Annotated in this window: 22 protein-coding genes, 2 tRNA genes, 1 riboswitch and 1 other annotated feature; of the genes, 19 read left to right on the top strand and 5 right to left on the bottom strand. The window is 40.1% G+C overall.

The window, feature by feature from the left end; translation table 11 throughout:
- The first annotated feature begins 9 nt into the window (after positions 1 to 9).
- From yaaA to LQ226_RS17825, 6 genes are all read left to right on the top strand, one after another.
- Positions 10 to 231 carry a S4 domain-containing protein YaaA gene (gene yaaA, locus LQ226_RS17850; RefSeq protein ID WP_231419412.1) on the top strand — a complete coding sequence of 74 codons (222 nt, stop codon included), beginning with the start codon at positions 10 to 12 and terminating at the stop codon, positions 229 to 231.
- Positions 232 to 260: 29 nt separating this feature from the next.
- Positions 261 to 1,379: a DNA replication/repair protein RecF gene (gene recF, locus LQ226_RS17845; RefSeq protein ID WP_231419411.1), complete on the top strand. Its 1,119-nt coding sequence runs from the start codon at positions 261 to 263 to the stop codon at positions 1,377 to 1,379.
- A gap of 9 nt (positions 1,380 to 1,388) precedes the next feature.
- A complete protein-coding gene (remB, locus tag LQ226_RS17840) occupies positions 1,389 to 1,661 on the top strand; it encodes an extracellular matrix regulator RemB (protein WP_231419410.1) in 273 nt (90 codons plus the stop codon).
- Positions 1,662 to 1,714: 53 nt separating this feature from the next.
- Positions 1,715 to 3,640 (top strand): DNA topoisomerase (ATP-hydrolyzing) subunit B, encoded by a 1,926-nt coding sequence (gene gyrB / locus LQ226_RS17835; RefSeq protein ID WP_231419409.1) that lies wholly within the window; start codon positions 1,715 to 1,717, stop codon positions 3,638 to 3,640.
- Between the two features lie 147 nt (positions 3,641 to 3,787).
- Positions 3,788 to 6,325: a DNA gyrase subunit A gene (gene gyrA, locus LQ226_RS17830; RefSeq protein ID WP_231419408.1), complete on the top strand. Its 2,538-nt coding sequence runs from the start codon at positions 3,788 to 3,790 to the stop codon at positions 6,323 to 6,325.
- A gap of 89 nt (positions 6,326 to 6,414) precedes the next feature.
- Positions 6,415 to 7,503 carry an HD-GYP domain-containing protein gene (locus LQ226_RS17825; protein WP_231419407.1) on the top strand — a complete coding sequence of 363 codons (1,089 nt, stop codon included), beginning with the start codon at positions 6,415 to 6,417 and terminating at the stop codon, positions 7,501 to 7,503.
- A gap of 33 nt (positions 7,504 to 7,536) precedes the next feature.
- Here the strand turns inward: LQ226_RS17825 and LQ226_RS17820 are convergent, their stop codons facing one another.
- Complete coding sequence (locus LQ226_RS17820; RefSeq protein ID WP_231419406.1) at positions 7,537 to 8,490, bottom strand: YaaC family protein; 954 nt, start codon at positions 8,488 to 8,490, stop codon at positions 7,537 to 7,539.
- 137 nt (positions 8,491 to 8,627) lie between these two features.
- Here LQ226_RS17820 and guaB point away from each other — a divergent pair, with 137 nt between their 5' ends.
- The 6 genes from guaB to LQ226_RS17790 all read left to right on the top strand — a co-directional run bounded on the left by guaB (position 8,628) and on the right by LQ226_RS17790 (position 15,265).
- Complete coding sequence (guaB, locus tag LQ226_RS17815; RefSeq protein ID WP_231419405.1) at positions 8,628 to 10,097, top strand: IMP dehydrogenase; 1,470 nt, start codon at positions 8,628 to 8,630, stop codon at positions 10,095 to 10,097.
- A gap of 249 nt (positions 10,098 to 10,346) precedes the next feature.
- Entirely contained in the window at positions 10,347 to 11,678 is a 1,332-nt protein-coding gene (locus tag LQ226_RS17810) for a serine hydrolase (RefSeq protein ID WP_370635526.1), read from the top strand.
- A gap of 103 nt (positions 11,679 to 11,781) precedes the next feature.
- Positions 11,782 to 12,666 carry a pyridoxal 5'-phosphate synthase lyase subunit PdxS gene (pdxS, locus tag LQ226_RS17805; RefSeq protein ID WP_231419404.1) on the top strand — a complete coding sequence of 295 codons (885 nt, stop codon included), beginning with the start codon at positions 11,782 to 11,784 and terminating at the stop codon, positions 12,664 to 12,666.
- 21 nt (positions 12,667 to 12,687) lie between these two features.
- Entirely contained in the window at positions 12,688 to 13,278 is a 591-nt protein-coding gene (pdxT, locus tag LQ226_RS17800) for a pyridoxal 5'-phosphate synthase glutaminase subunit PdxT (RefSeq protein WP_231419403.1), read from the top strand.
- Positions 13,279 to 13,316: 38 nt separating this feature from the next.
- Positions 13,317 to 13,536, top strand: a binding site (T-box leader).
- Between the two features lie 57 nt (positions 13,537 to 13,593).
- A complete protein-coding gene (gene serS / locus LQ226_RS17795) occupies positions 13,594 to 14,868 on the top strand; it encodes a serine--tRNA ligase (RefSeq protein ID WP_231419402.1) in 1,275 nt (424 codons plus the stop codon).
- Between the two features lie 304 nt (positions 14,869 to 15,172).
- A tRNA-Ser gene (locus tag LQ226_RS17790) sits at positions 15,173 to 15,265 on the top strand.
- A 163-nt stretch (positions 15,266 to 15,428) separates the two neighbouring features.
- Here LQ226_RS17790 and LQ226_RS17785 read toward each other — a convergent pair.
- Entirely contained in the window at positions 15,429 to 16,109 is a 681-nt protein-coding gene (locus LQ226_RS17785; RefSeq protein ID WP_231419401.1) for a deoxynucleoside kinase, read from the bottom strand.
- Complete coding sequence (locus LQ226_RS17780; RefSeq protein ID WP_231419400.1) at positions 16,109 to 16,747, bottom strand: deoxynucleoside kinase; 639 nt, start codon at positions 16,745 to 16,747, stop codon at positions 16,109 to 16,111. Before LQ226_RS17780 ends, LQ226_RS17785 begins: the two co-directional genes overlap by 1 nt.
- Before the next feature lie 210 nt (positions 16,748 to 16,957).
- Between LQ226_RS17780 and LQ226_RS17775 the strand changes: the two genes are divergently transcribed.
- Positions 16,958 to 17,030 (top strand) — tRNA-Arg (locus LQ226_RS17775).
- 137 nt (positions 17,031 to 17,167) lie between these two features.
- Entirely contained in the window at positions 17,168 to 17,680 is a 513-nt protein-coding gene (locus tag LQ226_RS17770) for a site-2 protease family protein (protein WP_231419399.1), read from the top strand.
- A 1-nt stretch (position 17,681) separates the two neighbouring features.
- Here the strand turns inward: LQ226_RS17770 and LQ226_RS17765 are convergent, their stop codons facing one another.
- Positions 17,682 to 18,281, bottom strand: a complete 600-nt coding sequence (locus LQ226_RS17765; protein ID WP_231419398.1) for a hypothetical protein — start codon at positions 18,279 to 18,281, stop codon at positions 17,682 to 17,684.
- Between the two features lie 169 nt (positions 18,282 to 18,450).
- Here LQ226_RS17765 and LQ226_RS17760 point away from each other — a divergent pair, with 169 nt between their 5' ends.
- The 3 genes from LQ226_RS17760 to tatA are packed head-to-tail and all read left to right on the top strand — an operon-like array spanning position 18,451 to position 21,146.
- The gene (locus tag LQ226_RS17760; protein WP_231419397.1) at positions 18,451 to 19,200 is read left to right on the top strand and encodes a gluconate 2-dehydrogenase subunit 3 family protein; all 750 of its coding nucleotides are present in this window, start codon (positions 18,451 to 18,453) and stop codon (positions 19,198 to 19,200) included.
- Positions 19,201 to 19,215: 15 nt separating this feature from the next.
- A complete protein-coding gene (locus LQ226_RS17755; RefSeq protein ID WP_231419396.1) occupies positions 19,216 to 20,928 on the top strand; it encodes a GMC family oxidoreductase in 1,713 nt (570 codons plus the stop codon).
- A gap of 26 nt (positions 20,929 to 20,954) precedes the next feature.
- Positions 20,955 to 21,146, top strand: a complete 192-nt coding sequence (gene tatA, locus LQ226_RS17750; protein ID WP_231419395.1) for a twin-arginine translocase TatA/TatE family subunit — start codon at positions 20,955 to 20,957, stop codon at positions 21,144 to 21,146.
- Between the two features lie 499 nt (positions 21,147 to 21,645).
- Here the strand turns inward: tatA and queF are convergent, their stop codons facing one another.
- The gene (queF, locus tag LQ226_RS17745; RefSeq protein ID WP_231419394.1) at positions 21,646 to 22,143 is read right to left on the bottom strand and encodes a preQ(1) synthase; all 498 of its coding nucleotides are present in this window, start codon (positions 22,141 to 22,143) and stop codon (positions 21,646 to 21,648) included.
- Between the two features lie 65 nt (positions 22,144 to 22,208).
- A riboswitch (PreQ1 riboswitch) is annotated at positions 22,209 to 22,253 on the bottom strand.
- A gap of 143 nt (positions 22,254 to 22,396) precedes the next feature.
- On the opposite strand from queF, the gene aldA reads away from it, so the two are divergent.
- Together aldA and acsA are read left to right on the top strand one after the other, a co-directional pair.
- Positions 22,397 to 23,845, top strand: coding sequence for an aldehyde dehydrogenase (gene aldA / locus LQ226_RS17740; RefSeq protein WP_231419393.1), 1,449 nt, complete (start codon positions 22,397 to 22,399; stop codon positions 23,843 to 23,845).
- 221 nt (positions 23,846 to 24,066) lie between these two features.
- Complete coding sequence (acsA, locus tag LQ226_RS17735; RefSeq protein ID WP_231419392.1) at positions 24,067 to 25,782, top strand: acetate--CoA ligase; 1,716 nt, start codon at positions 24,067 to 24,069, stop codon at positions 25,780 to 25,782.
- The last annotated feature ends 212 nt before the right edge of the window (positions 25,783 to 25,994 follow it).

Below are 25,994 nucleotides of genomic sequence, written 5' to 3'. Positions count from 1 at the left end.
GAAAAAATAATGTATGAAGCTATTGAAATAGAAACTGATATGATTCCTTTAGGTAAATTTTTACAAATTGCCAATGTTATTGAAACTGGAGGTATGGCTAAATGGTTTTTATCCGAATACCCAGTTTTTGTAAATGGTGAGCCAGAGAATCGTCGTGGTAAGAAACTATCTATTGGAGATCTTGTAGAGGTTGAAGGTGTAGGTACCTTTAAGGTTGTATCAGAATCTTAATTTCCCAATTAAGTTGAAGGGGACTCCCTATGCATTTAGAACAACTAACATTAAAACACTATCGTAATTATGAGCAGTTAGATATAACGTTTGATGATAAGGTAAACGTTATTATTGGAGAGAATGCTCAAGGAAAAACTAACCTTATGGAAGCTATTTACGTTTTAGCTTTTGCAAAATCCCATCGAACTCCCCGTGATAAAGAACTTATCATGTGGGACCAAGAGTATGCTAAAATTAAAGGGAGTGTGTTTAAGCGAAAACGCCATTTCCCATTAGAAATTGTAACGTCAACAAAGGGTAAGAAGGCAAAGCTTAACCATCTTGAGCAGAAACGTTTAAGCGACTATATAGGCGCATTAAATATTGTCATGTTTGCACCTGAAGATCTAAACCTGGTAAAGGGGAATCCTCAGGTTCGTCGTCGTTTTATAGATATGGAGATTGGACAAATTCAGCCTGCTTATATTTATCATTTGGGACAGTACCAAAAAATCTTAAAGCAACGAAATCATTTATTAAAAGAGTACCAGCGTAAACAAAATCCTGATTTAACGATGTTGCGAATATTAACTGACCAACTTATTGAGCATGCTGCAACAATTGTTCAGAGAAGATTTAAGTTTCTGGGGCTACTTAGAGACTGGGCCTTGCCAATACACGAAGGAATTAGCCGCCAACTGGAAAAACTTGAAATTGCTTATAATCCTACAGCTGACGTATCAAAAGATATGGATTTGTCTATGCTTGTAAGGGTATTTCAAGAAAAATTTCAAGAAATAGAAAAACGTGAATTAGAACGTGGAACTACTTTAATTGGTCCACATCGTGATGATTTAATTTTCTATGTGAATGGAAAAGACGTACAAACCTATGGCTCTCAAGGTCAGCAACGTACGACGGCTTTATCACTGAAACTAGCTGAAATTGAGTTAATTCATAGTGAGGTTGGTGAGTATCCGATCTTGCTTTTAGATGATGTATTAAGTGAATTAGATGATTATAGACAATCCCATCTATTGCATACCATTCAGGGAAAGGTTCAAACGTTTGTTTCTACGACAAGTGTAGACGGCATTGAGCACGAAACACTTAAAAAGGCGGATGTTTTCTACGTTCAGGAAGGTAGCGTAACCAGGGCGAATTGAGGTGGAAGTTTGTTTATTCATATTGGGGAAGATCATGTTATTGAATCAGGAGACGTTATTTCGATTATTGACTTTGAATTGCTAAGCTCATCTTCAATCGTAGAGGAAATGATTCAAAATCAGCGATTGAACCAAAGAGTCTTTGAATCTCCAAATGCGGAGGCAAAGTCAATTGTTATAACGAGAGACTATATATACTTCAGTCCACTTTCTGTCTTTACTCTTAAAAAACGTGCCAACATGACTTCAACATTGAACAAAATCGAAGACTTTGCAGAATGATTCAGGAGAACGAAAGAATATAACCTAGGGAAAGAAATGTAGGTGAATGACTGATGAGGGAAGAAAATCTACCAAATCAACAGGCATATGATGAGAGTCAAATTCAGGTGCTTGAAGGTTTAGAAGCGGTGCGGAAACGTCCAGGAATGTACATTGGTTCAACAAACGAAAAGGGACTTCATCACCTTGTTTGGGAAATTGTTGATAATAGTATCGATGAAGCACTAGCAGGCTATTGCGATCACATCACTGTAACAATTGAGAAGGACAATAGCATTACCGTAACAGATAACGGACGCGGGATTCCTGTAGGTATGCATAAAAAGGCAAACCGTCCTGCTGTTGAGGTTATTCTAACGGTACTGCACGCTGGTGGTAAGTTCGGTGGCGGCGGCTATAAGGTATCAGGTGGTCTCCATGGTGTTGGAGCTTCCGTGGTAAACGCCTTATCGAGCAGTTTAGAAGTATATGTACACCTGGATGGTAAAATTCATTACCAAGAGTATCATAGAGGTGTTCCTCAAGAAGATCTGAAGGTAATTGGAGAAACGGATGTAACGGGTACACGTATTCACTTCACCCCAGATCCTGAGATTTTCAACGAAACAAGAGAGTATAATTTTGATACATTAGCTAACCGACTTCGTGAGTTAGCGTTTTTAAATAAAGGGATTCGCATTACGATTAATGATGAGCGTAATGAAGAACAAGGGGCAAAAGATTTTCTTTACGAGGGTGGTATTGTTTCTTATGTAGAGCATTTAAACCGTACTCGTGAAGGACTGCATGAGCCTTTCTATGTTGAGAATGAAAGTGAAGACATCAGTGTGGAAATTGCTTTACAGTACAATGATGGCTTTGTAAGTAACATCTATTCTTTCGCAAATAACATCAATACCTATGAGGGCGGAACACACGAATCCGGATTTAAAACAGCTTTAACAAGAGCTATTAATGATTATGCCCGTCGGAACCAAATGTTTAAGGAAACAGACCCGAATCTAACAGGTGATGATGTACGCGAAGGGCTTACAGCAATCATTTCCATTAAGCACCCAGATCCTCAATTTGAGGGACAAACCAAAACAAAACTAGGAAATAGTGAAGCCCGTACTGTCACGGATAATATCTTTAATGAGTATTTCTCTAAGTTTTTATTTGAAAACCCTGACTCAGCGAAGATGATCGTCGAAAAGGGGCTTATGGCTTCTAGAGCACGATCTGCTGCTAAGAAAGCACGTGAGTTAACGCGCCGTAAGAGTGCGTTAGAAATCTCTAACCTACCAGGTAAGTTGGCTGACTGTTCTTCTAAAGATGCTAAGATCAGTGAGTTGTATGTGGTAGAGGGAGATTCAGCAGGTGGATCTGCTAAGCAAGGACGAGATCGCCATTTCCAGGCTATTCTTCCTTTAAGAGGTAAGATTATTAACGTTGAGAAGGCCCGTTTAGATAAGATCCTATCCAATAATGAAGTTCGCTCTATTATTACAGCGCTTGGAACGGGTATTGGAGAAGAATTTGATATTACAAAGGCAAGGTACCACAAAATTGTCATTATGACGGATGCGGATGTCGATGGAGCGCACATTCGAACATTGCTCTTAACATTCTTCTATCGTTATATGCGTCCGCTACTTGAATATGGCTATATTTATATCGCCCAGCCACCTCTTTATAAAATTCAACAGGGGAAAGCTATTCAATACGCCTTTAACGATAAAGAAATGGAAGCTACTCTAGCCCAGCTGTCTAAGCAGCCTAAGCCTAGCTTGCAGCGTTATAAGGGTCTTGGAGAAATGAACTCAGAGCAGCTTTGGGAGACTACAATGGATCCTGAAACGCGTACAATGCTTCAAGTTAGTCTCCAGGATGCTATGGAAGCAGATGAAGTGTTTGAGATCTTAATGGGAGATAAAGTAGAGCCTCGTCGTAACTTTATTCAAGATAATGCCCAGTATGTTAAGAATTTAGACGTTTAAGATAAAGAAATGCTTCATGGACTTACACAAGCCGAACCCTCTTATGGTGGTTCGGCTTGTAAGCTTGAAGCAAGAGAAATGAGAACAGATGAATGAACTTTAGAGGCTGTAGAGCTCTCTTTTCCTTATTGAATAGGAGGTATCACGATGGCGGATGAACAACGCCCAAACGTAAAAGAAATCAATATTAGCCAAGAGATGCGTACATCCTTTATGGATTATGCCATGAGTGTTATTGTGTCCCGTGCTTTACCAGACGTAAGAGATGGATTAAAGCCTGTGCACCGCCGTATTCTATATGCGATGCATGATTTAGGTATGCACTCAGATAAGGCCTATAAGAAATCAGCACGTATTGTAGGGGATGTTATTGGTAAGTATCACCCTCATGGTGACTCTGCTGTGTATGATTCTATGGTACGTATGGCACAAGATTTTAACTACCGCGCGATGCTGGTAGATGGCCACGGAAACTTTGGTTCTGTAGACGGTGATGCTGCCGCAGCAATGCGTTATACAGAAGCAAGAATGTCCAAGATCTCAATGGAACTCCTGCGTGACATCAACAAAGATACCATTGATTATGCGGATAACTATGATGGGACAGAGAAAGAACCTATTGTTCTTCCTGCCCGTTTCCCTAACTTACTTGTGAATGGAGCAAGTGGTATTGCGGTGGGAATGGCTACTAACATTCCTCCACACCATTTAGGGGAAGTCATTGATGGCGTTTTAGCAGTCAGTCATAATAGTGAGATTACTATTGATGAACTAATGACTGATTATATATATGGACCGGACTTTCCGACCTCTGGTCAAATTTTAGGGCGAAGTGGTATTCGCAAAGCCTATGAAACAGGAAAAGGGTCTATTACCATTCGTGCAAAAGTAGATATTGAAGAAATGAAGAACGGGAAGTCCCGTCTTTTGGTTTCAGAACTACCATTCCAAGTGAATAAGGCTAAGCTTGTCGAGAAAGTAGCCGAACTTGTTCGTGATAAGAAGATTGATGGAATTACGGACTTACGTGATGAGTCAGACCGTGAAGGAATGCGCGTTGTTATTGAACTTCGTAAAGATGTAAATCCAAACGTTGTTTTAAATAACCTCTATAAGCAAACAGCTCTTCAAACATCCTTCGGGATTAATATGCTTGCACTAGTAGATGGGCAACCGAAAGTATTAAATCTAAAGCAATGTTTAGAACATTATTTAGAACACCAGAAGGTTGTCATCAGACGTCGTACAGAATATGAGCTTCGTAAAGCGGAAGCTCGCGCACATATTCTAGAAGGTTTACGAATTGCGTTGGATCATATTGATGAGATTATTGCTTTAATTCGCGAATCTGAAACGACTGACATTGCTCGTGAGAACCTTATGACGAATTTCGAGCTCTCAGAGAAGCAAGCTCAAGCGATTCTAGACATGCGTTTACAACGTTTAACTGGGTTAGAACGCGATAAAATTGAAAAAGAATATGAAGAACTTGTTCAGTTGATTGCAGAACTAAAGGCTATTCTAGCTGATGACGAAAAAGTTCTTGAGATTATAAGAGAAGAATTAACAGAAGTAAAAGAACGATTCTCTGACGAGCGACGAACAGAAATCATAGCTGGTGGAACAGACTTTATCGAGGATGAGGATCTGATTCCTGAAGAGACGGTGATTGTAACGGTTACTCACCAGGGTTATATCAAACGTCTCCCTGCGACCACATACCGCTCACAACGAAGAGGAGGACGCGGTGTTCAAAGTATGGGAACCAACGAAAATGATTTCGTAGAACACTTACTATCAACATCCACTCATAACACTCTTTTATTCTTCTCAAACAAAGGGAAGGTTTACCGGGCTAAAGGGTATGAGGTACCTGAGTTCAGCAGAACAGCAAAAGGAATTCCAATCATTAATATGTTAGAAATTGAGAAAGATGAGTGGATTAATGCTGTAATTTCTGTAGAAGAATTTGCTGATGACTGGTATTTATTCTTCACAACGAAGCATGGTATTTCTAAACGTACTACGTTATCTGCCTTTGCTAATATTCGCCGTGGTGGACTTATTGCGCTGAACCTCCGTGAAGATGATGAATTAATCTCAGTCCGTCTTACAGATGGTCATAAGCATATTATGATTGGTACAAAAGGCGGTTATCTGATCCGATTCCCAGAAGAAGATGTACGTACAATGGGACGTACAGCAGCTGGGGTGAAAGGAATTTCATTACGAGATGAAGATGAAGTTGTCTCTATGGAGATTATTGAAGATGGCCTTCAAGTTCTAAACGTTACGACTAAAGGGTTCGGTAAACGAACACCAGCCGATGAGTACCGTATTACAGGGCGTGGTGGTAAAGGAATTCGTACTTGTAATATTACTGAGAAGAATGGTGACGTTGTCGCTGTAAAAGCTGTTACAGGTGAAGAAGATGTTATGATTATTACAGCAGCTGGTGTGCTTATTAGAATGGGTGTAGAGAGCATCTCTCAAACCGGACGTAACACACAGGGCGTACGTTTAATTCGTCTTCAAGAAGGCGAAGAAGTAGCAACGGTGGCTCGTATTCAAACTGAAGAACAAGAAGAAGAAACGTTAGAAGAAGCAAGTGAACAAGCTATTGAAGGCATTTCTACAGAGCAAGAAACAATCATCGAAGAAGACTCAACATCAGAAGATGAGTAACTAAAAAAGGAGATGTACATACATCTCCTTTTTTTTACACAAAATGAGTTCCAATTTAGTGGAAATGGTTATAGTGGAGGGGGAAAAACATGCGTGTGCACCCTGACCAGTTAATTCCTGGTTGTATTGTAATGAGAGATGTTATGGGGAAAACAAATCGTCCAATTGTGACAAAGAATACAGTGATTAAGCCTGTTCACATTACGGTCCTGCACAAGTTCTTAGTAGATGAAGTGGAAGTTGGACAAAAACTTTCAAACGGAAGTTCTTTTTTACCTGAAAAAAGTAATAATCAGCCACAAGAAATATCGGCTGTTCACGAAACAGAGCAACCTCCGTTTACAGAACAATATCTCCAGGCCGTTCAGGCCTATAAGAAGATGTTTCACCAGTGGAAAGCTGGATTTGCTATTAATATGCCTGGTGTTAGGGAAGTAATTGTCCCTTTAATTGAACAAGCGCCAAAGCATAAAAATGAAATTTACTCTTTGCATCATTTCACGAGTAAAGATGATTACTTTTATCATCACGGCATTGCTGTTGCCCTATTGTCAGCCATAATAGCAGATCAGCTGAACTATTCTAAAGGAGAGGTCATTCAAGTTGGGATTGCAGGTTTCTTAAGTGATTGTGGAATGGCGAAAATTGATGAAGGGCTTTTATCAAAGAGGGGATCACTAACTTCTTACGAATACGAAGAAATTAAAAAGCACCCGACTTATTCTTATAGAATGGTCGAAAACATTCCGGCTTTAAAAAATGAAGTTCGTCTCGCTGTGCTGCAACATCATGAGCGCCTTGATGGAAGTGGGTATCCATTAGGTATCTCGCAGGATAAATTGCATACATATGGGAAAATAATTGCTGTGAGTGATCTCTATCATGCAATGACTTCAGAAAGGGTCTACCGATCTAAACAGTCTCCTTTTAAGGTATTAGAAGAACTTCTACATCAACAATTTGGGAAGTTTGATCCTACTATTACTCAAACACTCGTTCAGAGTATGACTAGCCTATCTTCAGGGATGAAGATACGCTTAACAAATAACCAATTAGCAGAGATCGTTTTTATTGAATCCAAATATCCAACAAGACCTATGATTCGACTACAGCACAACGATGAGATTATTCATCTTAAATTCCACCGGGAAATTTATATCGAAGAAATTATCTCCTGACAAACGTCCTCCTTAGAAGTAAGGGGGACGTTTTTATAGGTGAGAGTGAAGAAAGTCGGCTATTAGCCATGGAATCTTTGTCTTTGTTATTTCTAGAAACGTACGAATATACACCAAGTCCTCACTTGTGTAGGAATGAAGAATATCTCCCCACCACTCAGTCTCATAGCGGGAAAGCATGCTTAAATTATACAAAACCAAATAGTGAGACAGGAGTTCAGGAAAAGGATACTGTAATGAACGATGGTTAGATATAAATAAACGATCATCCTCTTGATTGACGTAAATATAAGGGTGGTGAAGTGTACGGAAGGGTGATTTCAGAGATACATTTATTGAGTTATTTTCTATACTGACATGGTTTCCTTCAGTAATAATAGATGGAATATGTTGTTTGAAGTAATTCTCAGACCAGTGGTAATCATCAAGGATAGAAAGGGGGAAAGTGAGCGTATCTGCTCCCATACTTCCAATAAAGTATCCTTTTTTGGGGTGGTTTTGGAAACGATACACCTCACCCATTTCTGGAATCCTTGAGAGTAATTCACTCATTGTAAACTTTTCTTTAGAAGATTGTTCCATGTGAAACATATGCTCGGCGACATAAGAAAAGAGTCCTTTGTGTTGAACTTTCACTTCGTCTTGAAGAAAAGAATAATTTTGCTTTTTTCGTTTGCGACTTGTTACCCCGTGAGCTAAAACACTCGTTGACTCAGGATAATCTGGACGTACGGTTAAGAGCGCAGCTTTAATAAACTGTGCCATTCCATAAAAGTATAGAATAGGTTGAATCGATAATGGAGACTCCTCTCCTTGCTTATAAAAAGTTTGGCCATGTTCTAAATAATAGATTAACCGATAGGTGTTATCATAACTCTTTCGTTCAGCATCTACATCAATGGGGGCATAACATTGTTGTAAGTAACTTTGGGCGAAAGGAGCAGATTGAAGATTTGTATAAATGGACAGAATATTTCGGATATTCATAATAGAGGCCCCACTTCCTTAAAAACAGTTGAAAAACCCTTTTTAATAACGTATTGTAATCTACAATATAACAACTTATAGGTTTAGTTTGTCCTAAATCACAAGAAAACATGAATACGTGTCAGGAGGGTAATGAAATGCGTGAAGATAAGTTCGCTAAAGAAAGTTTAACATTTGATGATGTACTCTTAATCCCGGGGAAATCAGACATATTACCAAGGAATGTAGAAGTAAAAACTGAATTAAGCTCTAGTTTGAAACTGAATATTCCGCTGATTAGTGCAGGGATGGATACGGTGACAGAGGCAGAAATGGCAATTGGAATGGCTCGCCAAGGCGGCATTGGTATTATTCATAAGAATATGTCCATTGAGGAGCAGGCAGAGCAAGTGGACCGTGTGAAGCGAAGTGAAAGTGGCGTCATTTCAAATCCTTTCTTCTTAACGCCAGAACATCAGGTGTATGATGCTGAATATCTAATGGGGAAATATCGTATTTCAGGCGTACCAATCGTGAATAACGAACAAGACCAACAGTTAACTGGTATTATTACAAATCGTGACCTTCGTTTTATTCAAGACTATTCTATTAAGATCTCTGAAGTTATGACAAGCGAAAATCTCGTTACAGCTCCTGTTGGAACAACGCTTGAAGAAGCAGGAAAGATCCTTCAAACCTACAAGATTGAAAAACTTCCACTAGTAGATGATAACCGGGTTTTAAAAGGCTTGATTACAATCAAAGATATTGAAAAAGTCATTGAATTCCCAAATTCAGCTAAAGATGAATTTGGACGACTTCTAGCAGGTGCGGCTGTAGGCGTAACAGCTGATGCTGACACACGTATTCAAAAGCTTGTTGATGCAGGAGTTGATGTTATCGTAATCGATACAGCTCATGGTCATTCACAAGGTGTAATTGACCAAGTAGCGTCTGTTCGTAAGCTTTACCCACACCTAAATATTATGGCGGGTAATGTCGGTACACAAGAAGCAACCCGCGAATTAATTGAAGCAGGGGCGAATATTATTAAAGTAGGAATTGGACCTGGTTCTATTTGTACAACCCGTGTTGTAGCTGGAGTCGGGATCCCGCAGATCTCAGCCGTCTACGAATGTGCTTTAGAAGCCAAACAGCACGGCATTCCAGTTATTGCTGATGGGGGAATTAAGTACTCAGGAGATATTGCCAAAGCTCTTGCAGCCGGTGCCCATGCCGTTATGATTGGAAGTATGTTTGCTGGTGTATCTGAAAGTCCAGGTGAAACAGAGATCTTCCAAGGAAGACGCTTTAAAGTATATCGTGGAATGGGCTCTGTAAGTGCGATGAAGTCAGGATCTAAAGATCGCTACTTCCAAGAGTCTTCAGAAGCAAATAAATTGGTTCCAGAGGGAATTGAAGGGCGCGTACCTTATAAAGGGCCTCTAGCTGATACGGTACACCAACTGATTGGTGGTCTACGTTCTAGCATGGGATATTGTGGCGCTTCTGACTTAACCATTTTCCGTAACGAATCTCGCTTTACTCGTATTACCAATGCCGGTTTACGTGAAAGCCATCCACATGATGTACAAATTACGAAAGAAGCACCGAACTACTCTATTTAATACCTTCTTTTTTTAAAATTAAACATTCATTGGATCAGAGCTCAGTTTGTCATATTCTGAGCTCTGTCTTTTATGGAGGAAACAACTAAACATACAACTATAAGGTTCTACATACGACCAGGATCAACTTAAAATGAGGTATATACGGCTCAGTTCCGTCATAACGGGTGGAAAGTCTGTTTCTCTATTAAGTCGTCCTATGATAAAATAACGTCATATGTATACTATCTTTTTGGAGGTTGAAGGACGTTGAAAACTAGATTAAAAGTACCTTTTCTATTGTTAATAATGGTACTTGTAACATTTACTTCCATGCTGACGAAACCGATTACAACTTCAGCAGCGGTAGATGTGCAAGCTAAAACTGCCATTCTAGTAGACGCAGAAACTGGTAAAATTCTATTTGAGAAAGATGCAGATGTAGCATTGCCACCCGCTAGTATGACAAAGATGATGACCGAATACTTAGTACTTGAAGCCATTAATGAAGGGAAAATTAGTTGGGACACGACGACCCAAATTACAGACTACCCTTATAGCATTTCTGCAGATCCAGCTTTCTCTGGAGTTGGATTGAAGCAAAATCAAGACTACACGGTTCGAGAACTTTATGAAGCGATGGCTATTAACTCAGATAATGCTACAGCTATTGCATTAGCTGAACTTGTTGCAGGTTCAGAAGGCGATTTCGTTAAGATGATGAATGAAAAAGCAGACCAGATGGGTCTCCCTGATGCAAAGTTTGTCAATGCGACAGGGCTGGCTAATTCTGATTTAGGTAATAATGTCCCGGAAGGAACTGGCGCTGACGAAGATAACTTAATGTCTGCTCGTTCAGCAGCATTACTTGCCTACCGTTTAATTAATGATTACCCAGAAGCTCTGGATATATCCAGTATGACGACCACAGAATTTGATGGTCAGGAAATTCAGAATTGGAACTGGATGTTGCCAAATATGCCGGGTTATTTATCACAATATGGATATGAAGGCATGGATGGACTTAAAACAGGTTGGACGGACTTAGCTGGATTCTGTTTCACGGGTACAGCTGAGCGCAGTGATCAGCGCTTGATTTCAGTGGTCATGAAAACGGATAGTAAGGAAGCTCGTTTTGAAGAAACGAGAAAACTACTAGATTATGGATTCAACCAGTTTGAAAAGAAAGAATTATACCCTAACGAATATCAGATAGAAGATCAAAAGACTTTATCTGTTACAAAAGGGAAGCAAGACACAGTTGAAATTGCTTCTAATGCCCCTCTCACGACTATGATTGAGAAAGGAACGGAAGATCAATACAACGTGGAATACAAGTTGGATGACTCAGTTCTGAACGACAAAAAAGAATTGACTGCCCCGATTAAAAAGGGACAAAAAGTCGGTTCTGTAAAACTAGTCAATAGTGAGAAAGATTTCGGATATATCACCTCTGATGGTGAGCAAAAAGAAAGCGTTGATCTTGTAACACAAGAAAAAGTAGAGAAATCTAACTGGTTCATGCTTATGATTGGCGCTATTACTGGTTTCTTTGCTGATATCTTTACGAGTGTTGTAGATACTGTAAAAGGATGGTTTTAAACCTAGTAATGATGTAGGTTTTTAGAGTGGTTTGGTATACAATATCTTTAGGAGAAGCTGTCCTATAAATACTATGTGCACATTTGGACTAGGAGGAATATTCATGTCAAGAACAGGTACAGATCGAGTAAAAAGAGGTATGGCGGAAATGCAAAAAGGCGGCGTCATTATGGACGTTGTAAATGCGGAACAAGCTAAAATTGCAGAGGAAGCTGGAGCGGTTGCTGTAATGGCGCTTGAGCGAGTTCCGGCAGATATTCGTGCAGCAGGTGGCGTAGCCCGCATGGCTGACCCAACGATTGTAGAAGAAGTTATGAACGCTGTATCCATTCCAGTTATGGCTAAGGCACGTATTGGACATGTGGTAGAAGCTCGTGTATTAGAATCAATGGGCGTAGATTATATTGATGAAAGTGAAGTACTTACTCCAGCAGATGAGGTCTATCATATTAAGAAAAATGATTATACCGTTCCATTTGTTTGTGGTTGTCGCGACCTTGGTGAAGCAACACGCCGTATTGGCGAAGGTGCTTCCATGCTTCGCACAAAAGGTGAACCGGGTACAGGGAATATTGTAGAAGCGGTACGTCATATGCGTGAAGTACAATCTCAAATTCGTCAAGTAGTTGGCATGAATGAAGATGAATTAATGACTTATGCTAAAAACATCGGAGCCCCATATGAACTCCTTATTCAAATTAAGGAAGAAGGGCGTCTGCCTGTTGTAAACTTCGCTGCAGGTGGTATTGCAACACCAGCTGATGCAGCATTAATGATGCAACTTGGAGCAGATGGAGTCTTTGTTGGTTCTGGGATCTTCAAATCCAATAATCCAGAGAAGTTCGCTCGTGCTATTGTAGAAGCGACAACTCATTATGATGATTACAAGTTAATTGGAGAGCTATCTAAAGGTCTTGGAACGGCAATGAAGGGTATGGAGATGTCTACTCTACAACCTTCTGATCGTATGCAAGACCGTAGTATGTAATGAATAAAAGGGGAATACATCATGACTTTAATTGGTGTCTTAGGTTTACAAGGAGCAGTTCGTGAACATGTCCGCTCTATCGAAGCGAGCGGAGCTGAAGCGGTTATTGTTAAACGTACATCACAATTAAACGATATTGACGGCCTAATTTTGCCTGGGGGCGAAAGTACAACCATGCGTCGTCTAATTGATAAGTACAATTTTCTTGAGCCTTTAAAACAGTTTGGGCAAAGTGGTAAACCTATCTTTGGAACTTGTGCTGGTTTAATTTTGTTAGCTACTGATATTCAGGGCCAAGATCAGCCGCATCTTGGCTTAATGAATATGACAGTAGAACGAAATGCATTCGGTCGCCAAAGGGAAAGCTTTGAAGCCCATCTGGATATTAAGGGGATTGCTGAAGGGTATGAAGCCGTATTCATCCGGGCACCCTATATTGTAGATGTAGGGGACGGATCTGAAGTCCTTGCCAAGCAAAATGATAAAATCGTTGCAGCTCAGGATCGGCATTACCTTGCATGTGCTTTTCATCCTGAATTAACAGATGATCATCGTTTAACGGAACATTTTGTAAGAATGGTGGAAGAATCCAAGAAAACACTTGCATCTTAGTCAAAAATTCGCTATTCTTCTTCATAACAACATTTATATGAAACGTGATGACAGGAACTAGTAACAACGTTAACTTCTTAAGAGAGCTGGTGGTCGGTGAGAACCAGTGAAGGTGCGTTGCCAATCCATCCTCGAGCTGATATGCCGAATCTAAGTAAGCATGTCCGGTGCTGACGCATCGTTACTGTAAAGTGAGCCGGAAGGTAGATACCTTCAATAAGGGTGGCATCGCGGGAATATACAACTCTCGTCCCTAATCAATTGATTAAGGACGAGAGTTTTTTGTATGTACAAATTATTGAGGAGGCAACAACAATGCTAGATTTAAAATACTTACGTAATCATTTTGATGAAGTAAAAGATAAGCTTCAAAATCGTGGGGAAGACTTATCCGATTTAGACGCATTTGGTGAATTGGATGAACGTCGTCGTGAGCTTATTCGCGAAACAGAGGAACTAAAAGCAAAACGAAACGAAGTATCTAAAGATATTTCTGCTTTGAAAAAAGAAAAGAAAGATGCGGATCATTTAATTACGGAAATGCGTGAAGTAGGAGATCGCATTAAAGAATTAGATACAGAGTTAAAAGAGGTTGAAGAACGTCTTGAAACTCTTCTTCTTTCGATCCCGAATATTCCTCATGAAAGCGTACCGGTAGGAAGTGATGAGGATGATAATATCGTTGCTCGTGAGTGGGGAGAATTACCTCAATTCACGTTTGATCCTAAAGCCCATTGGGATGTAGCGGATCATTTAGATATTCTAGACTTTGAGAGAGCTTCCAAGGTAACAGGGAGTCGTTTTACTTTCTATAAGAAATTAGGGGCTCGCTTGGAACGTGCACTAATGAGTTTTATGATGGACTTGCATGCAGAGGAGCATGGTTATGAAGAAATGCTACCTCCTTATATGATTAACCGGACAAGTATGACAGGTACAGGGCAGCTTCCTAAGTTTGAAGAAGACGCCTTTAAAGTAGAAGAGTGGGATTATTTCCTTGCACCTACAGCAGAGGTACCTGTTACAAACTACCATCGCGAAGAAATCCTTTCTCTAGAGGACCTACCACGAAAATATGTCGCATTCAGTGCTTGTTTCCGCTCAGAAGCAGGGTCTGCTGGCCGCGATACACGTGGACTCATCCGTCAGCACCAGTTTAACAAAGTAGAGCTTGTGCAGTTTGTAAAACCTGAAGAGTCTTATGACGCACTTGAACAGCTTACAGGGCACGCAGAGAAAGTACTTCAGCTGTTAAAACTACCTTACCGTGTCATGGATATGTGTACAGGTGATCTGGGCTTCACAGCTGCTAAGAAATATGACATTGAAGTATGGCTGCCTAGTTACAATACGTATCGTGAAATCTCTTCTTGCTCTAACTTCGAAGACTTCCAAGCTCGTCGAGCGGGCATTCGCTTCCGACGCGATCAGAAAGGGAAGCCTGAATTCGTTCATACCTTAAATGGATCTGGTTTAGCCCTTGGACGTACGGTAGCTGCAATTTTAGAAAATTACCAGCAAGAAGATGGAACGGTAGTAGTTCCAGAAGTCCTTCGTCCGTATATGGGTGGGAAAGATGTAATCAAATAAATGAAGAAGTAAAAAAAGAGCTCGCTTGCACGAGCTCTTTTTTTATTGGGCGATTATGGGGCCGTTACGTTTGATAAGAGCTTGGGCTTGCTCGGAGACAACGGTAAACTACAGTGAACATACTAGCTTTTTATAAAAAAATTAATAAAAGGCTTGTTTTTTATATATAATTCAGATACAATATTCTTTGTGGTTGTTTTCAGCCGATGTAAGAGGCAACCAACAGTTTTCAACATTTTAAAAGATATTGTTGAAAATCATTGACTTTAATAATACTAAATGTTATATTATTAAATGTCGCTACGGAGGAGTACCCAAGTCTGGCTGAAGGGAGCGGTCTTGAAAACCGCCAGGGGGTTAACGCCCCGCGGGGGTTCGAATCCCTCCTCCTCCGCCATTTTTTATGCGCGTAAAAATTGGAGATTGAAAAATCACTAACGATATAGATCAAACCTCAGTGAGTTATCACTGAGGTTTTTTTAATGGCTTATTATAGTGAGTCAAAATTAAGATATAAAAAAAGTGAGCAGATCCTTTAAAAAGGAAAGCTCACTCTTTTTTTACGTAAGTTGGCGAGAGCGCCACTTGCGGGATTGTTGAATGAAATGTCCAATCTTCTCTAAAATGGGTTCAATGGAATTCTCATCATTTACAACGTCGTAATCGGCAATGTTAAGACGAAGGACAGGGCATGCATTGAAGTCATCAATCCAGTTCTCATAACGCCCAAACATTTCTTCCCAGTACTCTACTGGTGTTTGTTGTTCCATTGGGCGACCGCGTTCCTTGATGCGGCTTACCACATCATCAAATGATCCTTCTAAATAAATAAGAAGATCAGGATGTGGGAAGTATGGTGTCATAACCATTGCATCAAATAGGTTCGTGTAGGTATTATAATCTACTTCATTCATCGTACCTTTTTCGTAGTGCATTTTTGCGAAGATACCAGTGTCTTCATAAATCGAACGATCCTGGATAAAGCCGCCACCATACTCAAAAATCTTCTTCTGCTCTTTGAAACGTTCAGCTAAGAAGTAAATCTGTAAATGGAAGCTCCAACGCTCGAAGTCGTTGTAGAACTTATCCAAATAAGGGTTCGTATCAACTTTCTCAAATGACGTTCTGAAATTTAAAGCTCTGGCTAAAGCGTTTGTCATGGTAGATTTACCAACACCAACAGTGCCGGCGATCGTAATGACAGCATCATGTGGAATGCCATATTGATTACGTGCATTCATTATATAACTTCCCCTTTTTTAAAGTGATTCTCGATTGTTTGAATCATGTAGTCTAGATCATCCTGGTGTTTGACAAAATCCAAGTTGTCTCCGTTAAAACGGATTACAGGAATATCTGGATGTTCACGCTCGAATTTCTCCATAAATAATTCATAATCATGAAGTAATTGTTCTAAATAACTCGCTTGGATATTTTGCTCTACTTCACGGCCGCGCATTCTTATACGTTCTAGGAGTGTATCTAGACTGGCATGCAAGTAAATAATCATATTCGGACGAGGCATATCCTTTGTGAGGATATCGTATATTTGAACATATTTTTTATATTGTGTTTCCTTTAGTGTACGTTCAGCGAAAATTAAATTCTTAGAAATATGGTAATCAGAAATCACAGGTCGGTTTTGATTTAAATAGTAAGTTTCGATATCTTCTAACTGCTTAAATCGATTGCATAAGAAGAACATCTCAGTCTGGAAGCTCCATTCTTCAATGTTGTCATAGAATTTCCCTAAGAACGGATTCTCCTCGACAATTTCTTTTAATAAGGTATATTCAAATTGGGTGGCTAATTTTTGTGCCAGGGATGTTTTCCCTACCCCAATTGGACCTTCTACTGCAATAAAGGGAGTATTCCCCATCTCTCCTCCTCCTTCGCCAACAGTATTACTCTATACGTTCAGACAGACAAACTACATTTTATCATAATCACTGGACGTAAGTAACGGTCATATTCTTTAAAATTGATTCCATATGTAGGTTGTGCCAGTTGGTTGTATACCATGTATTGAGCTGAGTGCAGAGACTTCCCAAAATCGTTCTTTTTTTATATAATAGGGAAAGGAATTCATGGCTCCGTAGCTCAGGGGATAGAGCATAGGTTTCCTAAACCTTGTGTCGCAGGTTCGAATCCTGCCGGGGTCATCTATTAGAAAAAGCTGTCCAACTCTGGACAGCTTTTTCTTTTTATTTCCTATTTTAGGATAGTGTTCCTAGTTTAATGTCTTGGATAAAAAGGAATCCCATTCACATGATTATTTTCCGTGAAGGGGGCATTAAACTTGTTTGGATTATACGATATCTTGTACTTAATGGTTTCCATTTTTATTATATTGCCCATTGTGTCTATGATTCATGAGATCGGACACTTATTCTTCGCGGTCTTGTTTAAAGCGAAAAACCAAACGTTAGATATCGGCTGTGGAAAGCCGATTTTACAAATCGGACGATTATGCTTTCGTAAATATTATTTCTTCTATAGCTGGTGCCAGTTCGAGCGCCTTGAAAAGAATACACGCTTTCACTATATTCTGGTCTATGCCGGCCCAATGATTTTTAATATTTTAGCCGCTATTGGCGTAAACGCACTCATTTATTATGATCTTATAGAGGGACAGAAGTTTTGGAATCTATTTGTATATTATTCCATTTACTTTGTTATGTTTGATGCGATTCCAATGCGTTATCCCGATGGACAGCCGAGCAACGGTTTAGTGGTATTTGAAATGTTAAAGGATGGGAAGCGTGCGACTTTCCAAAAGGAAAAATGGGCAGAAGAGGAGTTAAACTGTTGATTTACTCCTCTGGCTCAATAAAAATTGTCCTCATTGGCACGTCATTTGCTTCTATATAGGCATAAATTTTATTACGGTAGTCAAAGAAGTCCCGATCATTCTGAACCGTAAACCGCGTTCCGTCTTTTCCGATAAACTCGTGTTCTTTTAATGTAATGGTATTGTTCTCACGTGTTGTTACCTTAATGACCTCTTCTATATCCCCCCACTCCATATCATGACGCTCCAGTGTGAAAGCTTCATTGAAGTGAAGTCCTTCTGGATCAAAGTAAAAGTAACTATTTACTCCTAATGCACAAGTTAAAATAACCACAGGTATACCGATGAAAAACATCCACGGTCGGTGTTTTAAATTTTTATTCTCTCGTTTGGAATTGTAGAGAAGATCTAAAACGACCGTACTAGCCATTAACATGGATCCCGCAAAGAAAAAGGCATAGGCAGCGAATAAAGGCTGGAAGTAAATGTGCTCTCTTGAGAAGAAGAAGATATCTTGAAAGAAGATTACAAGAAAGAGTGGAAAGAAGAAGCTCCCAATTACAAAAATGACGATCATACCAACTTTTATTGGCTTTGTATCTTGTCCAATCATGGCTTTCAAATGAATTCCCCCTGAACCCTAACGATCTTTATTTCTTTCTATAACATAGAAAATATTAACATATTTTGACTGATGCTTAAAACTTTTTAAGTATCTTTTTTGTTTTGGAAAGTATAACAGTATTTTCTAGAGGAATACTGAAGACAAAACATTTAAGGGAGGTCTACACATGAGCGAGCAAGAGAAATATAGTCGCCGGGACTTTTTAAAGAAAAGCGGTTATGCAGCAGGTGGTGTAGTCGGTGGAGGGTTAATTGCTAGTTTGATTACTATGCAAGTAATGGAGGATGACCCTAAAACCAAAAATAGTCAAACGAATGGTGGAAGTGAAGATCAATTCAATGATGCCTTTATGTTCTTTACGAACCGTGATGACTTCCGTGTATTAGCTTCAAGCTGTGAGCGGATTTTTCCAGAAGATGAAAATGGTCCGGGGGCTATTAAGCTAGGTGTACCATTCTTTATTGATCATCAACTTGCAGGTCCTTGGGGCAATAATACTAAAGAATACATGCAAGGTCCTTTCTACAAGGGCGAGCCTACACAAGGATATCAGTCTCGTATGAACCGCGGGGAGATCTTCCGTGTGGGCATTAAGAAGTTAAAAGAAAAGGCCCAATCTGATTATGAGAAGAGCTTCCAAGAGTTAAGCGCAGAAGAACAGGATAAGATCTTAACGGCTTTTGAAAATGATGATGTGAAGATAAGTGGTACAACTTCTGCGGAGTTCTTTGAGATGATGCGAGCAGCAACGATTGAAGGAGTTTATGCAGATCCAATGTATAGTGGAAACCGCAATATGGAAGGCTGGAAGATGAAGCAGTTCCCAGGTGCCCAAATGTCTTATATCGGTAAAATCGAGAGCGATAAGTTTGTAGATATAGAGCCGCAAAGCTTGCATTCTATGTTGAATAAATAGAAAGGCGGAGATCATATGGCAAAGACGTTGCCAAAGGTTGATGTAGTAACGGTAGGAGTAGGTTGGACAGGTGGTATTTTAGCAGCAGAGTTAGCGAAAGATGGTATGAAGGTAGTAGGACTTGAAAGAGGGAAAGAAAGGTCAACAGAAGATTACTTGCATGGTCACGATGAACTGCGTTATGCGCTTCGCTATGAGCTAATGCAGGATACATCTAAAGAGACCCTTACATTCCGTAATAATCGTAAGCAGCGCGCTCTACCTATGCGTCAACTAGGTTCCTTCTTATTAGGAGAGAATTTAGGTGGTGCTGGTGTGCACTGGAACGGACAAACCTATCGCTTTTTCCCTTATGACTTTGAAATCAAATCTATGACTGAGAAGAAGTATGGAAAAGGGAAAATTAAAGATGGCTATTTTGTTCAGGACTGGGGCATTACATATGACGAGTTAGAGCCCTACTATGATCAATTTGAAAAAGCATGTGGCATCTCAGGCGAGGAAAATCCTATGGCTGGAAAGCGAAGCAATCCTTATCCAACCCCTCCAATGAAAAGTACTCGTTCATTAGATAAGTTTACAAAAGCGACAAAGGATTTGGGGTACAAGCCATATCGAATCCCTTCTGCTAACTTATCTGAACCGTACAAGAACCAATATGGTATGCAAATTAATGCGTGTCAATACTGTGCCTTCTGTGAACGTTTTGGATGTGAGTACGGAGCAAAGTCTGATCCGGTGATCTCTGTTATTCCAGCCGCTAAAGAATCAGGGAATTATGAAATTCGCTATCACTCTAACGTGACAGAAATCATCTACGATGGAAATAAAGTAACAGGAGTGAAATACGTAGATGTTCAAAGCGGAGAGGAATTTATCCAGCCTGCTGAGGTTGTGGCCCTAACATCTTACGTGATGAATAATGTTAAGTTCTTGCTAATGTCTAATATTGGTAAGAAGTATGATCCTAAGACAGGTAAAGGTGTTGTGGGACGTAGCTATTGCTATCAGATTCTTCCTGGTGCAACCGGTTTTTATGAAGAGGAGCAATTTAACACTTTTATGGGTGCCGGTGCCCTTGGTACTTCGATTAACGATTTTTATGGGGATAACTTTGACCATTCTGATCTTGATTTCATTCATGGCGGAGTCGTTTCCATTACGCAAACAGGTAAGAGACCTATAGCAAATAATCCAACACCTCCTGATACACCGAGGTGGGGGAAAGAGTTTAAAAATAATTCGATTAAATATTATACACGCACACTCACAATCGGTTCTCAAGGTGCTTCCTTACCTTATAAGGAAAACTTCTTAGATCTTGATCCAACCTATAAAGATGCCTATGGTCTACCTTTATTACGTATGACGTATAATTTTACCCAACAAGATAAGAATCTGCAAAAGTACATTACTAAAAAGGCTGCAGAAATATCTGAGAAAATGGGAGCCTCAAAGACGGTTCCAAACCCAGAGTTAACAGACTATAGCATTGTGCCATATCAGACCACCCACAACACGGGTGGTGCCATAATGGGGGCTGATCCAAATAGCTCTGTTGTAAACAACTACTTGCAGCATTGGAATGCGGAGAATTTATTCGTCGTAGGAGCTTCAGCATTTGCTCATAATGGAGGAGTAAACCCAACAGATACAGTAGGCGCACTTGCCTATCGTGCCGCTGAGGGGATTAAGAAATATCGTAAAAATGGTGGTTCTCTCGTTTAATTTCTAAACAAAAGGAGTGAAGCCCTATGCTTCCTCAAATCGGAATCCCTGGTTTAGTGCTCATCTTAGTATTGTCGCTCATTTTATTCGGCCCCAAAAAGTTACCGGAGATCGGTGCAGCGTTTGGGAAGACATTAGCTGAATTTAAACAGTCTACAAAAGAATTGCTAGAAGATGAAGAGGAACCTAAATCATTACAGGAACCTAAAAAAGAATAATGTAAAGCCAAGTACATCCTTTTGTACTTGGCTTTTTTATTTCTTAATGTTTTCCTTTTGTCCAAACCGCTTGGGCTTTTCTAATGTCTAGCTCCGGCAGGTAAAGGCTAGCGAGATAAGCAAACTACCTGCAGTGGCTAATCGCCACTTCCGGCAGTTTGCTTCTCCGGCCCCACAGGACGTGGGGTCGTTCGATGTTGTCACAGGATGTGACGTTCTTAGTCGAACTTCCTCATTTCCTTCAACCCGCCTGCGCTTTTCTAATGTCTAGCTCCGGCGGGTAGGACCTAGCGAGATAAGAAAAGCCACTGCAGTGAGACAAGCTCACTTCCGTGGCTTTTCTTATCCGTACGGTCCTGACCAACCCGCCTGCGCTTTTCTATGGTGTCTAGCTCCGGCTCCTAGCCCCTAGCGTCATAAGCAATCTAACTCCAGTGGCCTTCAGCCACTTCCGTTAGCTTGCTTATGCGTACGGGGCTAAACAGTCGCCTGCGCTTTTCTATCTATTATCAATCTTCTCCGGATACATATCATGATTCATTAGGCGGTGTTCGGCCATTTTTTCGTACTTGGTGTTTGGTTTTCCGTAGTTGCAGTAAGGGTCGATTGAGATGCCGCCTCTTGGTGTGAATTTACCCCATACTTCAATATAACGAGGGTCCATAAGGTTGATTAAATCGTTCATAATGATATTCATACTGTCTTCATGGAAATCGCCGTGATTGCGGAAGCTGAAAAGGTAAAGCTTTAAGGATTTACTTTCCACCATCTTTTCTCCTGGAATGTAACTAATATAAATGGTTGCGAAATCTGGCTGGCCTGTTTTAGGGCACAGTGTTGTGAATTCTGGGCAATTAAATTTAACGAAATAATCTCGCTGTGGATGTTTGTTATCAAATGACTCTAATACGTCTGGGTCGTAATCAAATGAGTAACTCGTTCCTTGATTACCGAGTAATGTTACTCCTTCTAATTCTTCGTCTTTTCTTCCTGCCATAGTTGGTCACCACTTTCTCAAAGAACAAAAAAAGAGGATGCTCTTCTCATGGAAGATTCACCTCTCGTCCTTTAGTTTTTTATAGAGGGTTTAGCTAGAACCTCTCCCAATTCGGAATGTCCTATACTGTTAATAACTTTAGTATATAAGGGGGAGTCAAAGGTGTCAACGCGCGCTAGTAACCTACTAAAAAGTTTTGATTTCTAGATAACGAGGTAAATTTGTAGAGAACACTCATTTAAGGAGGATTCTCATGCAACCCCATAAATTATACATTAACGGCGAATATGTTGAGTCTACAGGCAGTGAGTTTATTGATATTATAAATCCATCGACAGAAGAAGTTATTTCAAGAACCCCAAAAGGGACTGAGGAAGATGTGAACAAAGCTGTTGAGGCAGCTTTTCATGCTCAGAAGGAATGGGAACTTACCCCCGCTATTAAACGCGGTGAAGCAGTACGTGAGATGGGAGATAAAATAGCAGAGAAACGCGATACATTTATTCAATTACTACAAGAAGAGCAAGGGAAAGCATATGAATTAGCAAGTGGGGAAATCGACCTTGCTATAGATTATTTCCGATACATGTCAGAATGGGCAAGAAGAATAGAGGGAGAAATTGTTCCAAGTGATCGACCAAATGAAAACATCATGGTTTATAAGAAACCTATTGGCGTAGTAGCAGGTATCGTTCCGTGGAACTTCCCTATGTTTATTTTAGCCCGTAAAGTTGCTACATCCCTTGTGACAGGTTGTTCTATTGTACTAAAACCGAGTCAACAAACACCAAATACAGCAGCGGAGTTTACTAAGATCATTGATGGTATGGACTTGCCGAAAGGAATTTATAACTTTATCACAGGTACTGGAGGTACGCTTGGTAATGCCATGGCTACCCACGAGAAAGTTCATATGATCTCAATGACAGGTAGCGTGGGTGCTGGTACCAAGGTTATGGAAGCGGCTGCGCAGAATATTACAAAAGTTAATCTGGAACTGGGCGGTAAAGCGCCAGCTATTGTAACGGCGAACGCAAACTTAGACGTGGCGGTAGAAAATGTGATGCAATCTCGCCTGATTAATAATGGACAAGCTTGTACAAATGCTGAAAGAGTCTATGTACATGAAAGTGTAGCGGAGGAGTTTATTAATCGTCTCCAAAAATCCTTCGAAAATCAAAAACTCGGAAATCCTCTTCAGGACAAAGAAGCGGATGTAGGTCCTTTAATTAGTGAAGACCGTATTCAAGAGGTTGAAAAAATGGTAGAGAGTGCTGTGAGTGAAGGAGCTCGTATCGTAACAGGAGGTAAGCGTGGTGACCAGGAGAAAGGTTTCTTCTATGAACCGACCATCCTAGCTGATGCTACTCATGATATGACGGTTGTACAGGAAGAGATCTTTGGGCCTGTTATTCCGGTTGTGACGTTCTCCACTATTGATGAAGCCATTGAAAAAGGAAACGATACAGTTTATGGACTATCCTCTTCTGTATATACAGAAGACCTTAGTGAAGCCATGCGTATCGTAAATGAACTTAAGTTCGGGGAAACATATGTAAACCGTGAGAACATGGAAGCGGTCCAAGGGTATCACCAAGGACTTCGTAAGTCTGGTATAGGTGGCGCCGACGGTAAGCACGGTGTCGAAGACTTCCTTGTAACGCAAGTGGTTTATATGGATTATAACTCCAGTAAGAAATAATAGAAACGTGGAAAAAGTCCTGTGAGATTTTATCTTGCAGGGCTTTTTTCATTCTCTGACTAGTATATTCCAGTTATTGTGAGGGTTATGACTTTAAATTTATTCGTGAATCCCATACAATAGAATTAATTAACGGAATTTTTAAATAGTTTCAGCTTCAAACGAACCTTCTTTTTTAAAGAAGACTGTAATCGTTTACAAAATGGGGACGAGGTGATTGGATGAACATGCAACGTATTGAAACCAAAAGTGGAAACTACAACATGAAGAACTATGAGGAAACGTATCAAAATTTTAATTGGGATGAAGCTAAATCCAATTTTAGCTGGCATACGTCAGGGAAAGTAAATATCGCGTACGAAGCCATTGACCGCCATGCTGAAAATCCAGATAAGGCAGATCAAGTTGCCCTTATTTACTCTGCACCCGATCGGGAAGAAAAACTGACTTTTACAGATTTAAAACAATCGAGTAATCAATTTGCTAATGTATTGAAAAAATACGGGGTAGAGAAAGAAGATCGTATCTTTCTTTTCATGCCTAGAAGTCCGGAGTTTTACTCCGCTTTCCTCGGGATCTTAAAGGTCGGAGCCATTGCTGGTCCACTGTTTGAAGCGTTTATGGAGCAAGCGGTTCGTGATCGTTTAGAAGATAGTGAAGCTTCCATGTTGGTAACGACACCGGAGCTATTAGAGCGAGTACCTTTTGAAGATTTACCTCACTTAAAGAAAATCGTCTTGGTAGGAGACTCTGATCACACAGGGGATGCGTATATTGATTATTACGCGGAAATGAAAGAAGCCTCTAAAAGTTTTGATGTGGAGTGGGTGGATTTAGAAGATGGTATGCTTCTTCATTATACTTCCGGGTCTACTGGTAAACCAAAAGGGGTGTACCATGTTCACAATGCCATGTTACAACACTATCAAACAGGTAAATGGGTATTGGATTTAAAAGAAGATGATATCTACTGGTGTACAGCAGACCCTGGCTGGGTAACAGGCACAAGTTACGGGATTTTCGCCCCTTGGCTAAATGGCGTTACTAACTTGGTACGTGGAGGGCGATTTAGTCCTGAACAGTGGTATGAAACACTGCAAGATCAAGAGATCACTGTGTGGTATTCTGCACCGACAGCGTTCCGTAAGTTAATGAGTGCTGGTGAGGATATTGTTAAACAATACAACCTGAAGAATCTTCGCCATGTACTCAGTGTAGGGGAACCACTTAACCCTGAAGTTATTGCCTGGGGAATGAATGCATTAGAGCTTCGCATTCACGATACATGGTGGATGACAGAAACAGGAGGTCAATTAATTTGTAATTTCCCTGCTCTTGATATGAAACCAGGCTCTATGGGGAAACCATTCCCAGGGATCGTTGCTTCTATTATTGATAATGAAGGGAACGAACTACCGCCTAATCAAATGGGTAATTTAGCTGTTAAAGCCCCTTGGCCTTCTATGATGCGCGCTATATGGAAGCGACCAGAGAAGTATGAAAGCTACTTCTTAAATGGATGGTACATTTCAGGGGATAGTGCGTATAAAGATGAGGAAGGTTATTTTTGGTTCCAAGGACGTCTGGATGATGTTATTAATACGTCTGGTGAACGGGTAGGACCTTTTGAAGTAGAAAGCAAATTAATTGAACACCCTGCCGTTTCAGAAGCCGGCGTTATTGGTAAACCGGATCCTGAGCGAGGAGAAATCATTAAAGCATTTATTACGTTAAACGAAGGATATTCAGAATCAGACGAGCTTTTAGAAGAGATTCGTCAATTTGTAAAGAAAGGGTTAAGTGCTCATGCTGCACCTCGTGAGCTAGAAGTAAAAGATACCATTCCAAAAACCCGTAGTGGTAAGATCATGCGTCGATTGCTGAAGTCTTGGGAGTTAGGGCTTCCAACCGGAGATGTATCTACGCTAGAAGAGTAAAAGTATTGGGCTGTTCCAAACAGGAACAGCCTTTTATTTATGTGAAATAAATATAAGAAGTGGGCATAAGTAAAATGTTTATAAAATGGTATATTTAGCAGAGTATAATAAAATTACACTTATTCCTTTCGGGGTTAAGGTTGTTAAATAATTTTCAATAAATTTAAGTTAGTAATAAAATTTACTTTAAATAGCTGATATACCAGGGTTTT

Origin of the sequence: Pontibacillus sp. HN14 (genome assembly GCF_021129245.1) — a bacterium.
In the GTDB taxonomy this organism is placed as follows: Bacteria; Bacillota; Bacilli; order Bacillales; family BH030062; genus Pontibacillus.
The sequence above is the reverse complement of the archived record's forward strand: the minus strand, read 5'-3'. Positions and strand labels throughout refer to the sequence as shown.